The organism is Cerasicoccus frondis, from assembly GCA_031296915.1.
GTDB lineage: Bacteria > Verrucomicrobiota > Verrucomicrobiia > Opitutales > Cerasicoccaceae > Cerasicoccus > Cerasicoccus frondis.
This window is the reverse complement of the sequence record JAVDPC010000001.1, coordinates 320,249-338,705: the sequence shown is the minus strand read 5'-3', so window position 1 is coordinate 338,705 and position 18,457 is coordinate 320,249. Positions and strand designations below refer to the sequence as shown.

The window sequence follows — 18,457 nt, the reverse complement described above, 5'->3', positions numbered from 1 at the left end:
AGTCGTTTGGGAAATAGATTAGCGGTTCTAACATGCAGGTTCAGCGTTTCATCGTCGGAAGTAAATAAAGAAAGAGAATAAGTCTCAAAATCAGATTTCGAGTTAATGATGCCTATTAGGAAGCTTAATGCTTGGCTCGGGCCATCTCTGAACACTACAAGCTTTTACTCATTGGGAGAGAATATCCAGCGAAGGAAAATTTCTTCAGCAACTCCTACCGTTATGTTCAGTGTAATTTCAACCAACTCGTAATCAGAGCCTGTTTCATAAATTGCTTCTGAAAGATCAATGGTCACCCCATTCAGGGACTCGCCAGAGGCTGCCCATTGGTTTAGATCGTTGGACCAATATGGTGTTGCTTGAACAGCAGACTGTTGCGTGCTCCGGCGCAGGATTACTAGCAGCTCGCCCCCGGCTGATACAGTGGTTGTTGGCTGAAAAACACTGGTTGCGAGGTTGCGTGCTGTGCCGAAGTAGGTTTCAGCGATGTCAGTTACGCCATCGTTGTCACTGTCGAGCACTTGCCAGTCATCTGTTACGTCTGGATCAAAACCGTTTTCGAGCTCCCATTCGTCACTGGCGCCATCTGTGTCGGTGTCAACTACTGGCGCGTAGAGGTTTTTAATGTCGCCCTGAGCATTGGAATACAGCTTGGCGTCTTCAATGGGGCCTACGACTGGCGCGATGATCGTCTGAGTGTGGTTGACATTATGGACAAAGCGTCCATTGGCGAAGCTGATAAGCCCGCTAAAAGCGGGAGTCGATTCAGGCTTAAAGCCATTGACGTTGCCAAAGATGACAATGGAGAGTTGCACCGAAATGTTGATGTCCGTCAGTTGACCATCGATGAAGGTGAGGCCTTCGCCGGTGACTTCAACAATATCAAAGCGTACGCCCCAACCAAACTCGTTGTTGATGTTATGGGGACCACTGTAAGGGGAGTAGGGTTCACCATCGAGCTCAAGGGAAAATTGACTAGGGGAGAGAGTCTCGGCGCCGACTCCATTCAACAGGTCATCATCCCATGACAGTTTTCCGAAGCTGTAGGACGTAGCGTCATCGTCTGTGACAGTGTTGTTTTTGATGGTGTAGTTCGCCTCTTCATCTGGGTAAGTATTTGTTGCGGCTAACGGCTCTCCTACAATCATGGTATAATAGCCAGCATCCGCATCATAGTAATATGGGTAGGCGAACTCTTTGCCCTCGGGGGTGTTGGGTTCGTCGACTTCATTGTTGACGCCCGCCGAGTACATGGACCCGAAAGCGTTCTCAGAAATCAATTCGAATTCTACCAACTCGCCATGCATTATGGGCGCTGCCGTCATTATGGAGCTCCACCATGCGGCAAATTTAATTGACTTGAAATTCATGCCAGCGATTTTGAGACTTGTTATCAGTAGGGGGCAAGCAATTTATGGACAACGGAAACAGGAGACGAATTTTGATATTTCGGGCAAGCGCTGCGCGGGGTTTTACCTTAGTAGAGCTGCTGGCATGCGTGGCTATCATCGCTTTACTAGGTGCAGTTCTTATAGCCGCCGTGAACGGTGTCAGGACACGGGCGAAAGTTGCTGGAAGTCTGTCGAATCTGCGCCAAATGGGCATGGCGGCTTACACCTACTCGGCTGATAACGACGGTAACTTAATGCCTCATGCCCTTTTCGACGAGGATTTGGGCCAGAATCGCGAGTGGTGCTACGGCTTATTTCAGTATGGCGCGACCAACCAATTTGCCGAAGGCTTACTCGGGCAATACCTTGAAGATGCGCAGGATGTTTTGACTTGTCCGCTTTGGGAACCAGAAGAATCCATTCAGACCGCAATTGAGAACGCCAGTGCCGTTCCTGGCAACTTGGGTTATGGCTATAATGGACTGCAATTGAGCAAAAAGGTTTATGAATCCGATGGCAGCTTCATCGGAAACTACTTAGGGCATTCTTACTCAGTTGTAATTAAACCCAACCGGACTGTGATGTTTGCCATCAGCGCAACGCCAGCATATAGTGGTTATGCTGCTCCGCAGGAAATGATATGGGGGCCCAGTCACCAAACGGCGGGCGCGAACCCGATCTGCATACGCTTGGTGAATAATTCCGAGACGCTGGTTTGCTGGGTGGATGGCTCGGTAGAGCAGGTGAATGCGATTCCGGTGACACATTTTGAGAAAGACGGTATTTATACGGGTTACATCGATGCAGATAATGACGGAATCGCCGACGAAGATATCTGGGCGGTTCAATAGTTCGCCTTCGCTGTGATTGGCTGATTTTTCAGCTGCAAATGGTATTCATAAATGATGTTTGCCAGCATGTTCGCCGGGCCTCGGGCGTGTTGGTCATTGGACAGATTGGTCATGGCGACGATTGCCAAGTCTAACGATGGAACGTAGGCTAGGCAGCACTGGTAGCCTGGAACATCTCCCCGGTGTCCAACCATCTTTCCGAAGAGTTCAATGCCCCAGGCATATTGCCAATCGCTGTCTCCGGTCTGAACATATTGGTGAAGTTCGGCTCTCGTTTCTTCGTTGAGCAAATCACCTTGAGCTAATGCTTTGGCTATAGCGATGAGATCGTCGATCGTCGAATACATTGCACCTGCGGCATGACTCCAGCTAGGAGAATATTCAGTCACATCATAAAACACTTCGCCATAGCCAATGGGGCGTCCTTGAGCACCAAAACGATATCCGTGGCTATTGGGTTCAGGTAGGGCGCCTGCCATGGTGAAACCACTGTTATCAAGGCCGTATGGCGTCAAAATATAGCGGGATATGAGCTCGTCTATTTTCTGGTCGCTGACGCCCTGCGCTGCCAGGGCCAAAAGAATAGTATTAGTGTTGGCGTAGCGCCATCCTTCACCGGGTGGAAAGTGACTTTCTTGCTCGAAGGCATAGGCTAGGATTTTCCGGGCAGTCCATTGCCTATCTGGTTTCCCCATGATGGCCTTCTGGAATTGAGGATTGCTGATGGCGTCGGGGAGACCACTGGTATGATTGGCGAGCTGGCGTAGGGTGATTTCGTCTCCGCGTGGAACCCCGGTAACGTATTGGCTAATTTTATCATTGGGCGAAAGTTTCCCCTCCTGCACGAGTAACAGCGCCAGTTGTGAAGTAAACAGCTTGGTGACGCTGCCGATCAGCATGTGGACATCCGAGGTGATCGGTGTTTTTAGGTCGATGTTTGATACGCCCAAGGCAACGATCTGTGCGGGATTGTCGCCTTGTTGCCATGCCAAGAGTGCACCAGGAGTTTCAGTGGCAGCCATCGCCAGGCGCAGACTTTCAGTCAAACCCACTTTTGCATCAAATGAGGGCGTTGTTTGCTCGGGATTATTGCAACTGGCATTGAACATGACAATAATTGCGATGATTGGGTAAGTCGCAAATCGGCGAATTTTTAGTGATGCAGAGATATTCGTGTAGTGCATGCGGTAGCTTCTCTGAGGTATAGCTTGGTAACATCGAGACACAATACCTATATGACTATTGGTAGGGGCTGTTCGAAAAGGTTGAGCCCAGATTTTCCTACCTGGCTAGCTGTTGCCTCTTCGTCAACCCGCTGGATAAAATAAGCCCGGTAGGGACACCGGGCTCCACCTTTTGAAATAGCTTTCTTTCATTTTCGAACACACCATTGAGTCGGAAAATGAAAATGAGCTTCGCCCTGCATCGTTAACAACTAGCTGATCGTTCTGCTTAGGGATGGAATCATATCGTATTCCGGTTAAGAAGTCTCGATTCTTAAGTTGGATTGCCTAGATTTTTCGACGGATCGCTTAGACTATTTGCCAAAACCTACAGTATCTTGACAGGATCGAATAGGTCCAACGCGGGATTCACTTGTTTTGCTCCTGGATTGAAGGGACTTTCATAAAGCATCTGATCGCACGAACACTTTCACTTTAAATTGTCTGCTTAGATGGGAGCGGACTTGATGGCAGCGCGAGGCGTAGCTGATTGAGCGGACTGGAAGCACGTGATTGAGGCTACAACAGCGACTTTTCATTTGCACCCCCAAGCTTCGACCGTGCGCTTTTGCGCGCAGCTTTATTTCTCGTTCGCTCGCAGGCTCCCAGGCGAAGCTCAACAGAGATTTTAAATACCCTTTGAGAGTTGGCCTGAAATTGCCATCGGTCGCCTTCTTGAGCAGTGTTTTTAATCCTCAGTGCTAGCAGGCAAAAATACGGCTTCGATGGGTTCGCCTTGCGCGTCAATGGTTTCTATACGCTCGATCAGGTGCACAGCCATAGGAGCTTCGAGATAGCTGGCAATCGCCTTTCTATCCCCATGAATTTCGTCAGCAATATACGAACTAGCCGCATAACAAATGCGGTAGGCGACTTCGAGGCCTTCGAGTGGGCGCAGGCGAATCGCAAGGGCTTTGGCGGGCTTTTTCTTTTTCGCCGCCTTCTTCGGTTTGCCGCATTCCGCCACTTCAACGGGTGGTGGCGGCAGGGGATAGTCCTCGCCAAATATCCCCTCGATCTGTGCCTCGATCCGGGCAATGCGCGCATAGAGAGCCTCCCGCTGGAGCAGGAGTTCCTGTAGTTCAATGCGCTGTTGCGTGGTCAATGCCATGCAGGATCGAATACGTTTAGTGAGTATAGCGTAGCGTCGGCACGAAACACGATGAGTCACTGCCATGCAGTGTCGTCGTGCAGGGGGCGTGCGATGCCAGGCTTAGCCGTTGGTTTTACCGTCGCCGTCGACTTGCTGGGTGTCTGAGTCTGTAGCTTCGGGGGCTGCATCCTCAACTGGCTCAGGCTCCTCGACCTTTGGCTGCTCAACCGGCTTGGGGGCGGGCTTGGCGACCTTCTTCTTCGCCGTTTTCTTTTGCACAGGGAATTCCGCCACTGGCTCTTCGGGGGCCGGGTAGGGGAACTCATCATCTTCGCCGAGCAGCTCATCGACCTGCGATTCGAGTTCGGCAATTTTACGGTAGGCTTCGGCGCGTTCATTGAGCAGGACATCGATCTGCTCGCGAGCCTCGAGAGCGGCGCGGATGATCTCGGCGTCTGCTCCGAGGATGATATCGTTGCGGCTTAGTTCGACGATTTTACTAGCTTTTTTAACCATGGGTCTTTGCGGTTAGTTGATTCGTATTAAATGGTAAATGATTGGTTTGCCTCAGGCGGCCGGCGATTGTTCGGCATCGCTCACCAGCATAGCTTCTAATTGAAGAATGCACTGCTGAATGGCGGGGCTGGTTTCGGGCGCCATCTCGTCAGGCGACTCCCTGGTGGGCGTTGTTTCGATGGCCATAATGCGCACGCGCGGCGCGCTGTCGTCTTTCAGGCGGTTGCGCTGCTGCAGAGACAGCTGGTGTGCGCTGGCTGCGAGTGCTCGAATGGATGGAGTGGCTACATCAGCCAGGGCGTCAGCGAGCTCTCCACGTAGCCATGGGGCCTTGATATGACAGGCTGCCAAATGGAAAATGGCGTCCGGCGACAGGCGCTCGTTGACGAGGTATTGCAGCACTTCCGGGGGCGTGCGGTCACTGCTGGCGAGTGCGGCGATGATGCGCGGCTTATTCTGCCAAGCCAGCTCGACGTAGAGCGCCTCAGGCATGGCCGGATTGTTCAGCATGGCAAGGCAGGCGTCTTCATCTTCGCCAGAAACGAAAAACTCCGCGACTTCCGGCCACAATGCCGCATTCATGGCCAAGGCTTCGCGGACGGCGACGGCGTCGTCCTGCGCCAGCTGATGTTGGATTGCCGCTGGCACATCCTCGCGAGCGGCCATTGCAACGCGTTCGGTAACGTTGTCCACTTGGCACAGACGGAGTATTTCGACTTCGCCGAGCTTGATTTTCTCAGTTGCCGCTTCGCGCACAGATGCGTGGGGGGATAGCAAAAGTGACTTCAAAATCTTATCCGCAAGTGAACTTCGGCTGAGCAGCGCGAGTTGGATTTCTTCGCGATCACTATCGGCCCAGAAGGGCATCAAATCATCTGGCGCATGATTAGCGGCAGCCAGCGAGAAGCGCACGAGCGGGCTTGGGTCAGATGAAAGGGCGATCCACAAGTCTGGGTGCAGCGATTTATTCTGAGTCAACGCCAGTCGGGCGGAGGCGTCGCCAAATGCGGCGAGGTGGGCCTGTGCGTTTAGCTTAAGCGCAGGATTTGCCGCCAGAGAACGCGCCACGACGGGGTCCTTTTCGAGCATGAGCGCCTGCATGTCGCGCGGCGGCAAGTTGGGGTTTGCTGCTACTGCCGCGTGAACCTGGACATCTCCATGTTGGAGCAGCAGCGAAAGCTCGGTGGGGGGAGTCCGTGGGTTTTGCGCCAGCTCAATTAAAACCGAAGCTGGATACTCAGCATTCTGGCGCGCCATTTCCTCCAGCACGCTACTGGGGGTGAGCATGTAGCGGGCAAGGAATATCCAGACGACTTCTGACGGGTTGGCCTGGCTGGCTTGGCGGAGAATTGAGCTGGGAATGGGCGGCTTACGGAAACGTTTGGCAACGGCATCCGCGCCATGTTTTTCAACCAAAGCGATCAACTCATCAACATCTTGTGGCAACTTCATGATGGGACCGTATCGGAGTTAGCGCGGCAGCTCTGCCGGGGTGATGAAGACTTCGCGTGGCGCAGTGCCGACTTGCGGCCCAATATGCCCGCGGACTTCGAGTTCCTCGACCAGCGTGGCGGCGCGATTGTAGCCGATCTTAAGCTTACGCTGGAGAAAGCTGGTGCTGGCCTTGCCGGTCGTGGCCACCACGGCAAGCGCGTCCATGAGCAGGGTGTCGGCGCCTTCTTCGAAGAGTTCGCCTTGCTCGCCCTCGGGTAAGTCTTCGTCGTGCAGCTCAACCCGGTAGCGGGGGGGCGCCTGTTCACGCAAATGGTCGGTGACACGGAGGATTTCATCGTCGTCTACAAAAGGGCTTTGCAGGCGCATGAGGCGAGATTGCCCGGGGGGCGTGAAGAGCATATCGCCCTTGCCCTGCAGCGTTTCCGCGCCTTTGCCATCCAAAATCGTGCGGCTGTCGATTTGTGACGAAACCCGGAAGGCCACACGGGTGGGAAAGTTGGCTTTGATGACGCCCGTGATGACGTTAACGCTCGGCCGTTGCGTGGCTAAAATCGTATGAATGCCGACCGCGCGCGACATTTGCGCCAGGCGCGCAATCGGTGTTTCCACGTCGTCTTTGGCAGTCATCATGAGGTCCGCCATCTCGTCGATGACGAGGACTATGTAGGGCAGGGGGTCAAAGCCTTCGGTTTTGGCTTTATCATTGTACCCCATGATGTTGCGCACACGACGCGCAGCCATGCGCTCGTAGCGGGACTCCATTTCGCGGACCAGCCATTTGAGCGCTTGGCAGGCTTGCTTGGCGTCGTCAACCACCGGATGGATCAGGTGTGGCAAGTCCTTATACATCGCGAATTCAACTCGCTTGGGGTCGACCAGCACGAGTTCCAGTTCGCCAGGTTTGAAGCGGTAAAGGAGCGACAGGATCAGGTTATTGATGCACACGGATTTACCGGCGCCAGTGGAACCCGCAATCAGCAAATGCGGCGCTTTGGCCAAGTCAAACACCTGGATGCGCCCGGTGATGTCCATGCCCAAAACCATGGGAAGCTGGCACTGGTTGTTGGCCCAGTTATCGCTCCACAACGCCTCCTTGAGCATGATGGTGCGAGCACGGGGGTTGGGCGCTTCAATGCCGACAAAAGGTTCACCGGGAATCGGCGCCTGGACGCGAACTGCGTTCGCCTTGAGAGCCAGTGCGATGTTGTTGTCGAGGTTGGCGATGGTTTCCACGCGAACTCCGTAGCCGGGCTTGACGCGGTATTGAGTCACACGTGGCCCGACTGTGGCGTCACAGACCAGAGCGTCGATGGAGAAATTGTCAAAGGTGGTTTGCAGCGCATCGCGCTGTTCGGCGACTTCAGCTTGGCTGAGCGCTGGCTCGGCGTCGGTATTGGGATCGGCCAGACAGTCGAGGCTGGGGGGGAGGTAGTTGCCGAGTTCGTCTTCCTTATAACCAACGGTGGGTTCGGGTGCAGGTTGGGGAGGTTCAGCAGGCTTGGCTTCGGCGATTATTTCCGGAGATTCTTCAACTGCCTCGACGGATTCGGGTTCATCTTTAGCTGCGAGAATGGATTCGATGCGGGAATGGCATTCAGCCATGCGCTTGGCGTGGGCTTTCTTGCGCTGCTGACGCGCTGCGAATTGTTCATCCAGTTCGGCGGTCCATTCGGCGAGCTTGTTCCATTCCTCCTGCCAGATGGCTTCGCGATCCTCGTAAGCTGGCTCAGGAGTGGTCGTTGGCTGAGTCGTTTCCTCAGCCGAAGGCTCAGTAGAAGGTTTTGTGGGCGTGGGATTCTCGTCCTCTGTATCGCAAACTAGATCACTTTCCTCGTCTCCTGGTGAAAAGGAAGTTACCCACTGCTTGAGGCGGTCGGTAAGTCGACTTTGGGTAATGGAACCGGTGAGTGAGCGAAACATGCCAGGGCTTTTAAAAACGGACCAGAAAGCCGGTTAAGTGGGTTCTCTTCAAGGGCATAGTTTGGATTTTTCGAGAATGTTTATTTATGGACTGTCATATTGTCTGAATCCGATTTTCGAGTAGTCAAATACCTACTAAATGGAAAATTCGATTTACCTACATGGTCCAGTTCCCTAATTTTGCAGATTTATGTTGATCATGTCAGAGATATATCGGGACCCCTCAAAAACAGTTGATGAGCGTGTGGCTGACCTATTGGGCCGCATGACACTGGAAGAAAAGGTCGGACAGTTGATGCAGCTTGACGGCGGCCGTGGCGACTTGAACGAGCTCATTAACGAAAAGAAAGTAGGCTCCCTGCTGCACATTCAGAACGAAGCAGCCGCCAAAGCCATGGATATGGCCAGCGAAACGCGACTGGGCATACCGATCCTTTTTGGCGATGATTGTATCCACGGCCATTCATTCCACGCTGGCGCCACCATTTTCCCGACTCAATTGGGAATGGCGGGAAGTTGGAACCCCGAACTGATTGAAGAGACTGCGCGCGTGACGGCCCGCGAAGTGCGCTTGACGGGACTCAAATGGACTTTTTCCCCCGTGCTTTGCCTGACCCGTGATCTGCGTTGGGGCCGCGTTGGCGAGACTTTTGGCGAAGATCCATTCCTGATCGGCGAATTTGCCTGTGCGATGATTCGCGGGTATCAAGGGGACGGCCTGGACGATCCGGAATCGATTTTAGCCTGCGCCAAACACTTTGCCGGATACTCCGAAACCCAAGGAGGGCGTGACGCCTCAGAAGCTGATTTGGGTCAGCGCAAAATGCGTTCATTTTTCCTGCCGCCATTTGAACGGGCGGCGCGTGAAGGCTGCTTGTCCTACATGACCGGTTATCAGTCCATCGAAGGGGTGCCGTCGACCGCTAATCGCTGGCTGCTCAACGACGTGCTCAAGGAAGAGTGGGGCTTTAAGGGAATTTTGGTGACCGACTGGGATAACGTCGGCCGCATGCAGTGGGAGCAGAAAATCGTTCCAACCTTGAAGGATGCCGCGGCGCTCGCAATTAAAAGCGGCAATGACTTGATGATGGCCACCGCTGGATTTTATGAGGCGGCGCTTGAGGCTTGTGCTGAAGGCATCGTGCAGGAATCGGAAATCGACGCTATTGTGGAGCGACTGCTTGCATTGAAGTTCCGCATGGGACTGTTCGAGGACCCGGGTAAGCCAGATCTAGAGCGCCAAAAAGTGGTGATCGGGTGCGAGTCTCACCGCGAGGTCAACGAAGCGATTGCGCGCCGTTCACTGATTTTATTGCAGAATGACGGCACTTTACCGCTCGATGGCAAAGCCCTTAAACGAATCGCAGTCATTGGCCCGAACGCAGACGATCAGCATGCTCAGTTGGGCGATTGGGCCGGCGCAAGCGGTCAAGTCGGCTGGATTCCCGATGGTCATCCCCGTGAATGCACCAAAACTGTGCTCGATGGCATTCGCGCACTGGCGCCAGCAGGCTGTGAAGTCTCTTACGCCAAGGGCGCTCACCTGACCACACTGGTCGAAGTGGAAGACGAGGGTGGTTATGACGATGGTCAGGTAAAAAGAAAAACTCTGGAAATCGCTGAGCCTGATGACGCGTTGATCGAAGAAGCTGTGGCTGCTGCGAACGAAGCGGATATTTCCGTTGTTGTCGTGGGTGACAGCGTTCGCCTGTGTGGCGAGTATCGCTCCACCGCGACCCTGGAAATGCAAGGCGGACAGGTTGAGCTCTTGGATGCCCTGGCGAAAACCGGCAAGCCGATGATTTTGGTGCTCATCAACAGCAAGCCGCTGGTTCTGCCAAAGTCCGTGCATAATGTAGCTGCAATTTTCGAAGCCTTCAACCCAGGCATGATGGGGGGGCAGGCAATCGCGGAAGCCATATTCGGTGAATTGAATCCATCCGGGCGTCTGACCATTTCGATCCCGTACCATGTCGGTCAGCAGCCGATTTATTATAGCCAAGTGCGGGGACAGCACGGTGACCGCTATGCAGACCTCACCCAGGACCCGCATTTCGCTTTCGGCTATGGACTAAGCTATAGCTCGTTCGAATACAAAGATTTACAACTGGAGAAAGTTGATTTGGCGGAAGGTGACGAGCTTCAGTTCCAGGTGACCGTGACCAACACGAGCGACCGCGCCGGGCGGGAAACCGTTCAGGCATACGTTTCTGATCTCGTAACCTCTGCTACCTGGGTTAACAAGGAGCTCAAGGCTTACCAGCAAATCGATTTGGAGCCCGGTGAGAGCAAGACTGTTTCGCTCAGCCTGCCTGTCGCCGAATGCAGCATCGTTAATGCAGCAGGGAAACGTGTGGTGGAGCCAGGTGAATTTGAGTTGCAAGTGGGCTCCAGTAGCCGCGATTGCGATCTGATTAAGGCAAAATTCTGCGTAGCCAATTAGCAGCTACTTCCACTCCCAAACGTCATCATCGATCAACACCGATTCGTTCGGTGCATTGCTCTGTAGCCAGGTTTTTGCATTGGCGTCATCTTTTAGATACGCATTCCAGAACTGGGTAGTGATTTCCTGTATCGCGGGATGGAATCGGGGGTCCCGAGGCGGATTTCCCGGGCGCTCGAAATCGCTGAAGATGGAATGCTGGCCGTGCGCAAAGATCAATTGGTATTTATCTCCGGTTGCTAGCCCTTGGTAGACTCGTTGACGGTCGGCGGGATCCATGGATTCTTTTAATGGATTGCTGTCATCGGTTCCCGTCATGCAGAGCACCGGGGCGGTAATTTGGCCGAAAGCCGCTTGATCGGGGAGTCGGCCGGAGGAGGGGCTCATTGCGATAAAGCAGTCGATTCGGTCGTCTTTGAATCGCGGCTTTCCGAAGCGCAAAAACCGTTGTCCCATAAGGCCTTGCGTTGTGTGCGCCCCAAAACTGTGCCCACTCATCCCAATTTTCTCTAAGTCCAATCGACCCGTTAATGGGCCCTTGGGCTTGGCATTTTCCAGTTCTAAATAATCCAGGATAAAATGGACATCTTCGAGCCTCTCCATGAAGGATCGCACGCTCGCTGCGGCTTTCAGGGCAGCCATGCGCTGATCTGGTTGCAAGTCGCGCCACACTTCAACGTCACTGCCTTGATGTTGCAGAAAGATCGCTATATAGCCACTTTTCGCCCAATACTCACCCAGGTAGGCATTTCCTTCGCGAGAGCCGCCAAGACCATGGGAAAACAAAACGACTGGAGCTGGCACCGTAGTGTCAGGAAGGTAAACCTTAACGGGGACGCTGCGTTCGCGACTGGCATCAACAGGCGTCAGCAACAGCGTTTGCACCGCCATTAAAGCTGGCGCCAGCACGAGTGCGGCAAGCACATGGAGGAGTCTCATGCTATTTCAGAACACGAAATGAAGCAAAAAGTTGTCATTTTCTTTAGAAACGCCGCTATTTGGGGAGTTTTTGCAACGATGAGCTGAATTACTGGTTCGTACTTGTATTATTAGTGATATTTAGTAGAATAATCAGGAACAAAAATTCTTCGGAATACTCTAAACTCTCAAACGCTATGGCTGATAGAAACGAACAAGCGCAAATTGATGCAGTCCTGCTGGAGCGCTACCGCAGTGGGGACGCAGCCGCATTCAATGAGGTTGTCACCAAGTATTGGGACCGGATTTTCGCCCGTGCTTTCCATTTGCTCAAAAATCGGGAAGACGCAGAAGAAATTGCCCAAGACACCTTCGTTCGTGCGCAGAAAGGGTTAGAGAATTTCCGTGGAGATTCTTCATTTTCGACCTGGCTTTACCAGATCGCGACCAACCTCTCGCACAATCGTTATTGGTACTGGTTCCGACGCAAGCGTAGCTCATCCATTTCACTGGATCAGACCTTGGGTGATGAAACCACCTCGACATTGGAAGACATTCTGCCCGCAGAAGGAGAAGACCCGGGTGAGGCCACTCTCACCAACGAATTCGTGGCCGAAGTTTCGGCCCGCATGAAGGACTTGAATCCGAAACACCGGGAAATTCTGGAACTGCGGAATGTCTACAATCTGTCCTATGAAGAGATTGCGGAAGAGTTGAACATTAGCGTTGGCACAGTCAAGAGCCGCATCGCACGTGCTCGTGACAGCCTTCGTGAAAAACTAGGTCGTGATTTCGAATGACGGAAGGGCGTTTTAGAGAATTAGTTAATTTGTATTTGGATCACGAGATTTGCCCTCGTGATTTCCAAACTCTGCGAACTGAATTGGCAGACGCCAAGCGTAAGCAGCAATTTGAGGCGTTGCGTCGCATTCACACCGCTGAAAAGCAGGCTTTGGCGATCATGTGCAACAACCCGCAGACGGAATTGCGGCGTTGTAGCCTGACACAGCGCGCCACCCGCGCCATCAACGACGCTCGTGTTCAGTTCGAAGAGCGACGCAAGGGCTTGGTTCTATTGGTGCAATTCTCAGCGGCTACGGCGGCAGTTGCGGTGACTGTAGGCATGCTTTATCAGGATTCAGTTCAGTCATTGAATGTGGAACTCAGCGATGCGCAATTGGCGAATTCATCAGCTGAAGGCATTCGAGAGCACTTAATCGCGCAAATAAATTCGGACAATACCAGTTCTCGCCTGTTGGTTGACCATTCCGGCCGCGCCTTGGCGTTGGTGTCTTATCGCGATCAGGGAGAAGTGCAGATTCAACCACTACAGACTGTTCCAGAAAGCAATATTTTCAGCTTAGGCCGCGCCTTGGAGGCAGCACGCCCACAAATGCCGGAACCTTCTGAGCTACTGGAAAATCGAAGCCCGACCATCCCCGTGCGTCAGCTTCCCGGCACCGCAACTCCAATTGTGTTGGTTGAAGAAACGCAAGGCGCTGGTGCGATTGTTGGCTTTGCCTACTAGTGAGTGTTTTCAAATTTAAACAGTTGATGGCGGCTTTAATTTGAAAACGCTCCCTCGGCTAGGTTTGAGGCGATTTTGCGTTTTGGTCTCTTGCGACGCTGCATTTACCTTGTTTGCATGCTCGGGTGAAGTCTAATATATATACTTATACACTATTTCACTTGGCAAAAATGCAACTTTCGCTAACTCTATGGGTTTAAGTAGATGACCAATCCGCAGTCTCTCCCCTAATGTTAGATCGTAAAAATCGCCCTGGAAAGTTTAACGCTACTGTCGCCGTCTCCGTTGTCGCGGTGGTCGCAGCAATCGTCATTGTTTTAGTGCTGGCTTTACAGGGCGGCTCTCGTTCGCGTCTTGAGCCATTCCCAACGGCCGCTTATCTCGCATCGCCACAGAATTTCCTCGGCAATTCTTACCAGGTTGATGCTCAGGTGGATTCAATGCTCTCGTATCGTCCGGGACTAGGCCGTTTGCTCGTGGTTAAGAGCGAAGGCAAAGCGATTCCAGTATTTCTGGAAGAGGGATTGGCGGACAGTATCCACACCGGTCAGCGCTATCATATGGACGTGAGCGTTGGGGATGGTGGCTTGCTCTACGTCATCAATCTCCAAAAATACTGACCCACTCTCACTATTACCAGCCAGTCGTCGTCTATTTGAATATTTACCGTTTCGCGCCATGAATAAGCCCTTTGCAGCCATCGTCTTCCTCATTTCCACCTCAACAATCCTTTTGGGGCAGGCTTATGATCAGTCAGGAGGTTCGCCTAATTTTTTTGGCTCTGGCAGTGAGGCTAGCAGTGGCAGTGGTGGCGCTTCCCAAGGGGGAGGAAATTCAAACAACATCATGAATGTCGGATCTGGCGCCGGATTGTTTGAAAGCCAAACCTCGGAAAACATGGCTGATCGTGTTTTCAATGTGGACAGTGATTCAGTCAATTTTGAAGACGGCACATTTAATTGGAAAGGACGCACGTTCAACCTAGGCAACAACCGGGCGGCGCGCGCTCGATTTGAGCGTTACCTGGCTACTCCAGATTTGACGGAAAACGAAGAGATTTATTTGAGCATTTTAGAGCGAATCGCGCAGTTGCTCTCACTCGTTGGCGAAAATAGCATTAAGGACACGGCGACGCTTAATGACGAAGTCTTTCAGGCTTGGCAGATGCTTTTCAAAGCAGGCCGTTACGAGATGGATCAGGGGATTTCCCTAACGGTGGCCAATCAAGTTTACAACATTTGGCGCATCCGAGATGAGAACAGCAATATCAATAAGGCGCGCCAATTGATGGATGAAGAGCGGGCGGAAACGCAGGGCCAATTGTTGTCTCATTCCGCACAGGATGAAAGTGATTTTGAGCGCCGCCAGCGCTTGAAGGCCGAAGGCAGACACACTGGAGCAGAGTATGAAGGCGTCACCGAGACCAGCGTCAAGGCTCAGGAACTCATCAATATCGAAGCACAAATTGCCGCCATGGAGACTGTTAAAGTCGCCAATGGAGCCGCCGCGAAACTTCAGTTTCAATCTCAGTTGCTCAACCTACTGCTTTCTCGGCGCTTTGAGCATTGTCAAATTGCTGCCCAATTCTATCGCTACGCATTCAAAGGCTCACACCAAACAATTACCGTTGGCAGCGAGCAATTAGCTGGCTTTGTGCCGATTTCGGATTTCACCCCAACGGTAGAAACGGTCGAATTATTAGCGCGTGAGGCAGAATCAGACGTTCGCACAGGGATGAAGACCGTAGAGAGTCTTTACGATAGCAATGAACTATACGGCGCGCTTGAGCGCTTGCAGGAGACTTTCTTCCTCGGTGAGTATCAACCCGAAGTGCTGGAGTTTCCAGCCGAGAAAAAGCGTAAGCTGCTGGAGCTTTATCGCATTACTCGTGAACTGCAGGTGCTCTTGGACCACAAGGATTACACCACGATTGAGACACTGACCGAGAAGGCCAAGAATATGGCCTATGACTTTCCAGCCTCGCAAGTGCTTTCCGGAGTTCAATCCGTCCAGCGCATGAGCAATCTCGCGTTGATGGCTGCGCGCCAGGCTGTGGGGCAGGGGGATTATGCGAAGGCTGAAACCATGCTCGAACGCGCTACTGGCCTTTGGCCGCAAAATCCGGCTATCAGATCCTACATGAGCGAAATGGCGAATAAGGCGGATATTGGCACTCAGGCTTCGATGATGTTCGACGAAATGTATGCCCGTCAGGACTATCGCGCCATCTATGAAGAGAGCGCCAAGTTTAGCGGTGCCTTGATCAATGATCCTGTTCGTCGCGAGCAACTCAAGGACGCCGTCGACAAGATTGCGCGCGTAGATTTCTTGATCGTAGGCGCCAATGAGCTGGATGGTCAGGGGCATTCCTACGCAGCGTGGGAAACGTTGGCGGATGCCGAAAAAATTTATTCCGACGACCACGTTTTGGCGCGGGCGCAGGCGAAACTAGCTCCGCGCGTCGCTGATTTTGTTGGTGCAATCGACCGTGCTGAGCAGGCTGAGACGAATGGCCAATATGCCCTTGCTCTGACTCGTTTTCTAGAAGCAAAAGAGATTTATCCGACCTCCAAAATGAGTCATCACGGCATTGAGCGAGTGAGTGAGATGATCATGGATGGCATACGGCCAACTGCCCCCGCCACTCAACCGGCTGGCAGTTAGTTTGGAGGCGAACGCTGGTGTAGATTTTTTTGCCTTCAGGGCTTGACGGGGAATCATCCGTTAAACATACACATACCCTTTGCCATTTGTGGCAGCACCTGGAGAGGTGACAGAGTGGCCGATTGTGCTTCCCTGGAAAGGAAGTGTGCCGGAAACGGTACCGAGGGTTCGAATCCCTCCCTCTCCGCCACTAGGGACGAAACTCGAACTTTCACCCCCGATTCTGGAAAGCGTTGGCATTAAGTCACTTGCGATAAATTCCAGTTGAACCAAATAGAGAGAAGTTCGTATTTTGAGCGTGGTGCATGGTTTTCCGCTGGGTAGGCGGTCATTTTCAGGGTCGAACTTTTTGATGCAAATGCCCTTTAGAATGAGCCGTAACGCTTCCTTCTGGTCTTCATAGGGGAGCGCGTCGAAAGTGTCTTTAAAGTGGCTTAGACGGCTTGCAATGATCTCGTGATCGGTGACGACACGCTCTTTGTAATCAATGTCGATCCTGACCTTATCGCGCTCGATTTCGATAGAGTGCTTGTCGGCGGCGAGCTTTTCCGCCTCGGCTCGAATCTCAAAGCTAAAATGCCGGTCGCCTTTGCCTGCAAGCTCAAGGTAGTGGCGCAACTGACTGCTGATTTCGCCGTGACGCTTATTGAGCTCGGCGAGCTTCTTCTTGAGCGGGCGCAAAGACTTCTGTTTTTGGCTGTTGGATGCGGCAATCGACTTCTTGATGATCGCGGGATTCCGGCCCAATTCGCCAATCAGTTCGACGACAATCTTTTCGAGTGGACGGGCTGGGACGCTGCGGAGCGGGCAATCCGAATGCTGTCCGTCCCGGTTCACGCATCCGCACTTGTAATAAAGGTATTGCTTGCCGTTGGCGTCCTTTTTGCCGCTGGGATGAGGAATCAGGCTGTTGCCGCAATGTCCGCAATGGGCAAGCCCTTTGAGCGCGGCTTGATGCTTGTCGCTCTGCCGAACGGCGGGCGCGGGTTCGAGTTCTCGCTTGTTCAAGGACTCGTTGGCTTTATCCCAAAGCTTGGAGGAAACAATGCCCGCATGTTCGCCGGGGTATTCCTGATCGCGGTGGCGAACCACGCCCTTGTAGAGCGGGTTGGCGACCAGTTGCTTGATTTTATCGGAACGGAAGCGTTTGCCGCCGACTTGCTTTTCGCCGCCCCGCGACTGGTAAACACGTTGGCGGGTGCGGGCTCCTTCGTCGTTGATCTGCTGGGCAATCATGGTGGCGTCGCCCCATTCAGCGGCCAGCGTGTAAATGCGCTTAACCAGCGCGGCCTCGTCTTGATTCGCGTTGAGTTTCTTGGTTTGCGGGTCGTAGTCGTAGCCGAGGGGGATGGTTCCCCCGGCCCATTTGCCGCGCTTGGCGCGTTCGGCCAGTTTGTCCGAGATACGCTCGGCGGTCAACTCGCGCTCGTATTGCCCGAAGCCGAGTAGCATGTTGAGCATGAGCCGTCCGGCAGGTGTGCCGGTGTCAAAGCTCTCGGTGGCTGATACGAAATTCGCTTCGTGGTCTTCAAGCAGTTGCCAGAAGTCGAAGAAATCACGCACTGAGCGGGCAACCCGATCCAGCTTGTAGGTGACGACGACATCAATCTCACGCCGCTTGATCGCTTCAATCAACGCCTGAATCCCGGGACGTTCAAGGTTCTTACCCGAAAAACCGGGGTCTTCAAAAAAGTGGGTTTCCTGCCAGCCTTCGTGTTGGTGAACGCCTATAAGGTGACGGCAAATGTCGTGCTGACTCTCCAGCGAATTGTAATCGCCTCGCGTTTGGTCATCGGTGGAAACTCGCGCATAAATGGCGCAGCGGGCATATTTTTTGTTGGGCGCAATCATACTAGAACATATCGGGATTGCGCCGGAAAGGGAAGCAAAAAGGGCTCAGCAAGCCGCTTTTTATGCTTGCGCAAACGCCTAACTAGCAAGGCGATAGCGATTAGATCGCGTCCGTCCAAGCTGCTCGACCTTGCCCGCTTGCTTGAGCTCGGCCAGTAGCCGGTAGGTCTTGGAGCGCGATAAATCGTGGCTGTTCTGAATGTCGCGGGGCGAGGCTTCGCCAACTTCCGCCAAAAAGTGAATAATCTTGTCGGAAACGGATTCCGGTTGCTCCGGCCCGGCCTGTTCGGGAGCTTCTTGCTCGGCGCTCTTGGCTTCCTCGGACACCGCCTCCTGGCGCTGTTCGGCCCTGTTCCGTTCCTCGGCCAGATAGACCGCCTTAGCCATAATCGCGCAAAACCGATCAAGCCGGTCTTCCGTCGATAAATGGTTGTAGGGGTCGTATCTTGCCATGACCCCGCTAGTTTACCAGAGACCCCGGAGTTTAATAGGGAATGGTTTCCCTGAGCAATTTCCCAATTATGTAGGTTAGGCGTCATTGTTGGCTCTCTGACTGTGGTTTCCTATATAGAGGCTGTCTTATTCCAAGGGGCGAGCAGTGCGA

Annotated in this window: 14 protein-coding genes, 1 tRNA gene and 1 pseudogene; 7 read left to right on the top strand and 9 right to left on the bottom strand. The window is 53.1% G+C overall.

The window, feature by feature from the left end; genetic code table 11:
* Window positions 1-164: 164 nt before the first annotated feature.
* Window positions 165-1,253: a hypothetical protein gene (locus RBB63_RS01395; RefSeq protein ID WP_309380347.1), complete on the bottom strand. Its 1,089-nt coding sequence runs from the start codon at window positions 1,251-1,253 to the stop codon at window positions 165-167.
* Window positions 1,254-1,414: 161 nt separating this feature from the next.
* Between RBB63_RS01395 and RBB63_RS01390 the strand changes: the two genes are divergently transcribed.
* Entirely contained in the window at window positions 1,415-2,242 is an 828-nt protein-coding gene (locus RBB63_RS01390; RefSeq protein ID WP_309380345.1) for a type II secretion system protein, read from the top strand.
* On the opposite strand, the gene RBB63_RS01385 is transcribed toward RBB63_RS01390, so the two are convergent.
* The 5 genes from RBB63_RS01385 to RBB63_RS01365 all read right to left on the bottom strand — a co-directional run bounded on the left by RBB63_RS01385 (window position 2,236) and on the right by RBB63_RS01365 (window position 8,449).
* On the bottom strand, window positions 2,236-3,426 hold the full coding sequence (locus RBB63_RS01385; protein WP_309380343.1) for a serine hydrolase domain-containing protein: 1,191 nt from the start codon (window positions 3,424-3,426) through the stop codon (window positions 2,236-2,238). The genes RBB63_RS01390 and RBB63_RS01385 overlap by 7 nt on opposite strands.
* Window positions 3,427-4,153: 727 nt before the next feature.
* A complete protein-coding gene (locus RBB63_RS01380; RefSeq protein WP_309380341.1) occupies window positions 4,154-4,576 on the bottom strand; it encodes a hypothetical protein in 423 nt (140 codons plus the stop codon).
* Window positions 4,577-4,678: 102 nt separating this feature from the next.
* The gene (locus RBB63_RS01375; protein WP_309380339.1) at window positions 4,679-5,074 is read right to left on the bottom strand and encodes a hypothetical protein; all 396 of its coding nucleotides are present in this window, start codon (window positions 5,072-5,074) and stop codon (window positions 4,679-4,681) included.
* A 51-nt stretch (window positions 5,075-5,125) separates the two neighbouring features.
* Window positions 5,126-6,526 (bottom strand): hypothetical protein, encoded by a 1,401-nt coding sequence (locus RBB63_RS01370; RefSeq protein WP_309380337.1) that lies wholly within the window; start codon window positions 6,524-6,526, stop codon window positions 5,126-5,128.
* 18 nt (window positions 6,527-6,544) lie between these two features.
* The gene (locus RBB63_RS01365; protein WP_309380335.1) at window positions 6,545-8,449 is read right to left on the bottom strand and encodes a DNA translocase FtsK; all 1,905 of its coding nucleotides are present in this window, start codon (window positions 8,447-8,449) and stop codon (window positions 6,545-6,547) included.
* A 199-nt stretch (window positions 8,450-8,648) separates the two neighbouring features.
* On the opposite strand from RBB63_RS01365, the gene RBB63_RS01360 reads away from it, so the two are divergent.
* Window positions 8,649-10,892 (top strand): glycoside hydrolase family 3 N-terminal domain-containing protein, encoded by a 2,244-nt coding sequence (locus RBB63_RS01360; protein ID WP_309380334.1) that lies wholly within the window; start codon window positions 8,649-8,651, stop codon window positions 10,890-10,892.
* A gap of 3 nt (window positions 10,893-10,895) precedes the next feature.
* Here the strand turns inward: RBB63_RS01360 and RBB63_RS01355 are convergent, their stop codons facing one another.
* Window positions 10,896-11,783 (bottom strand): alpha/beta hydrolase family protein, encoded by an 888-nt coding sequence (locus tag RBB63_RS01355; protein ID WP_309380332.1) that lies wholly within the window; start codon window positions 11,781-11,783, stop codon window positions 10,896-10,898.
* A gap of 224 nt (window positions 11,784-12,007) precedes the next feature.
* Here RBB63_RS01355 and RBB63_RS01350 point away from each other — a divergent pair, with 224 nt between their 5' ends.
* The 5 genes from RBB63_RS01350 to RBB63_RS01330 all read left to right on the top strand — a co-directional run bounded on the left by RBB63_RS01350 (window position 12,008) and on the right by RBB63_RS01330 (window position 16,192).
* Window positions 12,008-12,610 carry an RNA polymerase sigma factor gene (locus RBB63_RS01350; RefSeq protein ID WP_309380330.1) on the top strand — a complete coding sequence of 201 codons (603 nt, stop codon included), beginning with the start codon at window positions 12,008-12,010 and terminating at the stop codon, window positions 12,608-12,610.
* 83 nt (window positions 12,611-12,693) lie between these two features.
* On the top strand, window positions 12,694-13,338 hold the full coding sequence (locus RBB63_RS01345) for a hypothetical protein (RefSeq protein ID WP_309380329.1): 645 nt from the start codon (window positions 12,694-12,696) through the stop codon (window positions 13,336-13,338).
* A gap of 230 nt (window positions 13,339-13,568) precedes the next feature.
* Entirely contained in the window at window positions 13,569-13,958 is a 390-nt protein-coding gene (locus RBB63_RS01340; protein WP_309380327.1) for a hypothetical protein, read from the top strand.
* A 58-nt stretch (window positions 13,959-14,016) separates the two neighbouring features.
* On the top strand, window positions 14,017-16,002 hold the full coding sequence (locus RBB63_RS01335) for a hypothetical protein (RefSeq protein ID WP_309380326.1): 1,986 nt from the start codon (window positions 14,017-14,019) through the stop codon (window positions 16,000-16,002).
* Window positions 16,003-16,102: 100 nt separating this feature from the next.
* Window positions 16,103-16,192 (top strand) — tRNA-Ser (locus RBB63_RS01330).
* A gap of 623 nt (window positions 16,193-16,815) precedes the next feature.
* Here RBB63_RS01330 and RBB63_RS23625 read toward each other — a convergent pair.
* Window positions 16,816-17,853 (bottom strand): annotated as a pseudogene (locus RBB63_RS23625) (recombinase family protein); the annotation flags it as partial.
* Between the two features lie 78 nt (window positions 17,854-17,931).
* Window positions 17,932-18,306 carry a helix-turn-helix domain-containing protein gene (locus tag RBB63_RS01320; protein WP_309380321.1) on the bottom strand — a complete coding sequence of 125 codons (375 nt, stop codon included), beginning with the start codon at window positions 18,304-18,306 and terminating at the stop codon, window positions 17,932-17,934.
* Between the last annotated feature and the right edge of the window lie 151 nt (window positions 18,307-18,457).

Excerpts from the sequence above, each read along its gene's own strand:
- RBB63_RS01395 (WP_309380347.1), bottom strand. The coding sequence starts at position 1,253 with ATGTACTCGGCGGGCGTCAACAATGAAGTCGACGAACCCAACACCCCC.
- RBB63_RS01390 (WP_309380345.1), top strand. The coding sequence starts at position 1,415 with ATGGACAACGGAAACAGGAGACGAATTTTGATATTTCGGGCAAGCGCT.
- RBB63_RS01385 (WP_309380343.1), bottom strand. The coding sequence starts at position 3,426 with ATGCACTACACGAATATCTCTGCATCACTAAAAATTCGCCGATTTGCG.
- RBB63_RS01380 (WP_309380341.1), bottom strand. The coding sequence starts at position 4,576 with ATGGCATTGACCACGCAACAGCGCATTGAACTACAGGAACTCCTGCTC.
- RBB63_RS01375 (WP_309380339.1), bottom strand. The coding sequence starts at position 5,074 with ATGGTTAAAAAAGCTAGTAAAATCGTCGAACTAAGCCGCAACGATATC.
- RBB63_RS01370 (WP_309380337.1), bottom strand. The coding sequence starts at position 6,526 with ATGAAGTTGCCACAAGATGTTGATGAGTTGATCGCTTTGGTTGAAAAA.
- RBB63_RS01365 (WP_309380335.1), bottom strand. The coding sequence starts at position 8,449 with ATGTTTCGCTCACTCACCGGTTCCATTACCCAAAGTCGACTTACCGAC.
- RBB63_RS01360 (WP_309380334.1), top strand. The coding sequence starts at position 8,649 with ATGTCAGAGATATATCGGGACCCCTCAAAAACAGTTGATGAGCGTGTG.
- RBB63_RS01355 (WP_309380332.1), bottom strand. The coding sequence starts at position 11,783 with ATGGCGGTGCAAACGCTGTTGCTGACGCCTGTTGATGCCAGTCGCGAA.
- RBB63_RS01350 (WP_309380330.1), top strand. The coding sequence starts at position 12,008 with ATGGCTGATAGAAACGAACAAGCGCAAATTGATGCAGTCCTGCTGGAG.
- RBB63_RS01340 (WP_309380327.1), top strand. The coding sequence starts at position 13,569 with ATGTTAGATCGTAAAAATCGCCCTGGAAAGTTTAACGCTACTGTCGCC.
- RBB63_RS01335 (WP_309380326.1), top strand. The coding sequence starts at position 14,017 with ATGAATAAGCCCTTTGCAGCCATCGTCTTCCTCATTTCCACCTCAACA.
- RBB63_RS01320 (WP_309380321.1), bottom strand. The coding sequence starts at position 18,306 with ATGGCAAGATACGACCCCTACAACCATTTATCGACGGAAGACCGGCTT.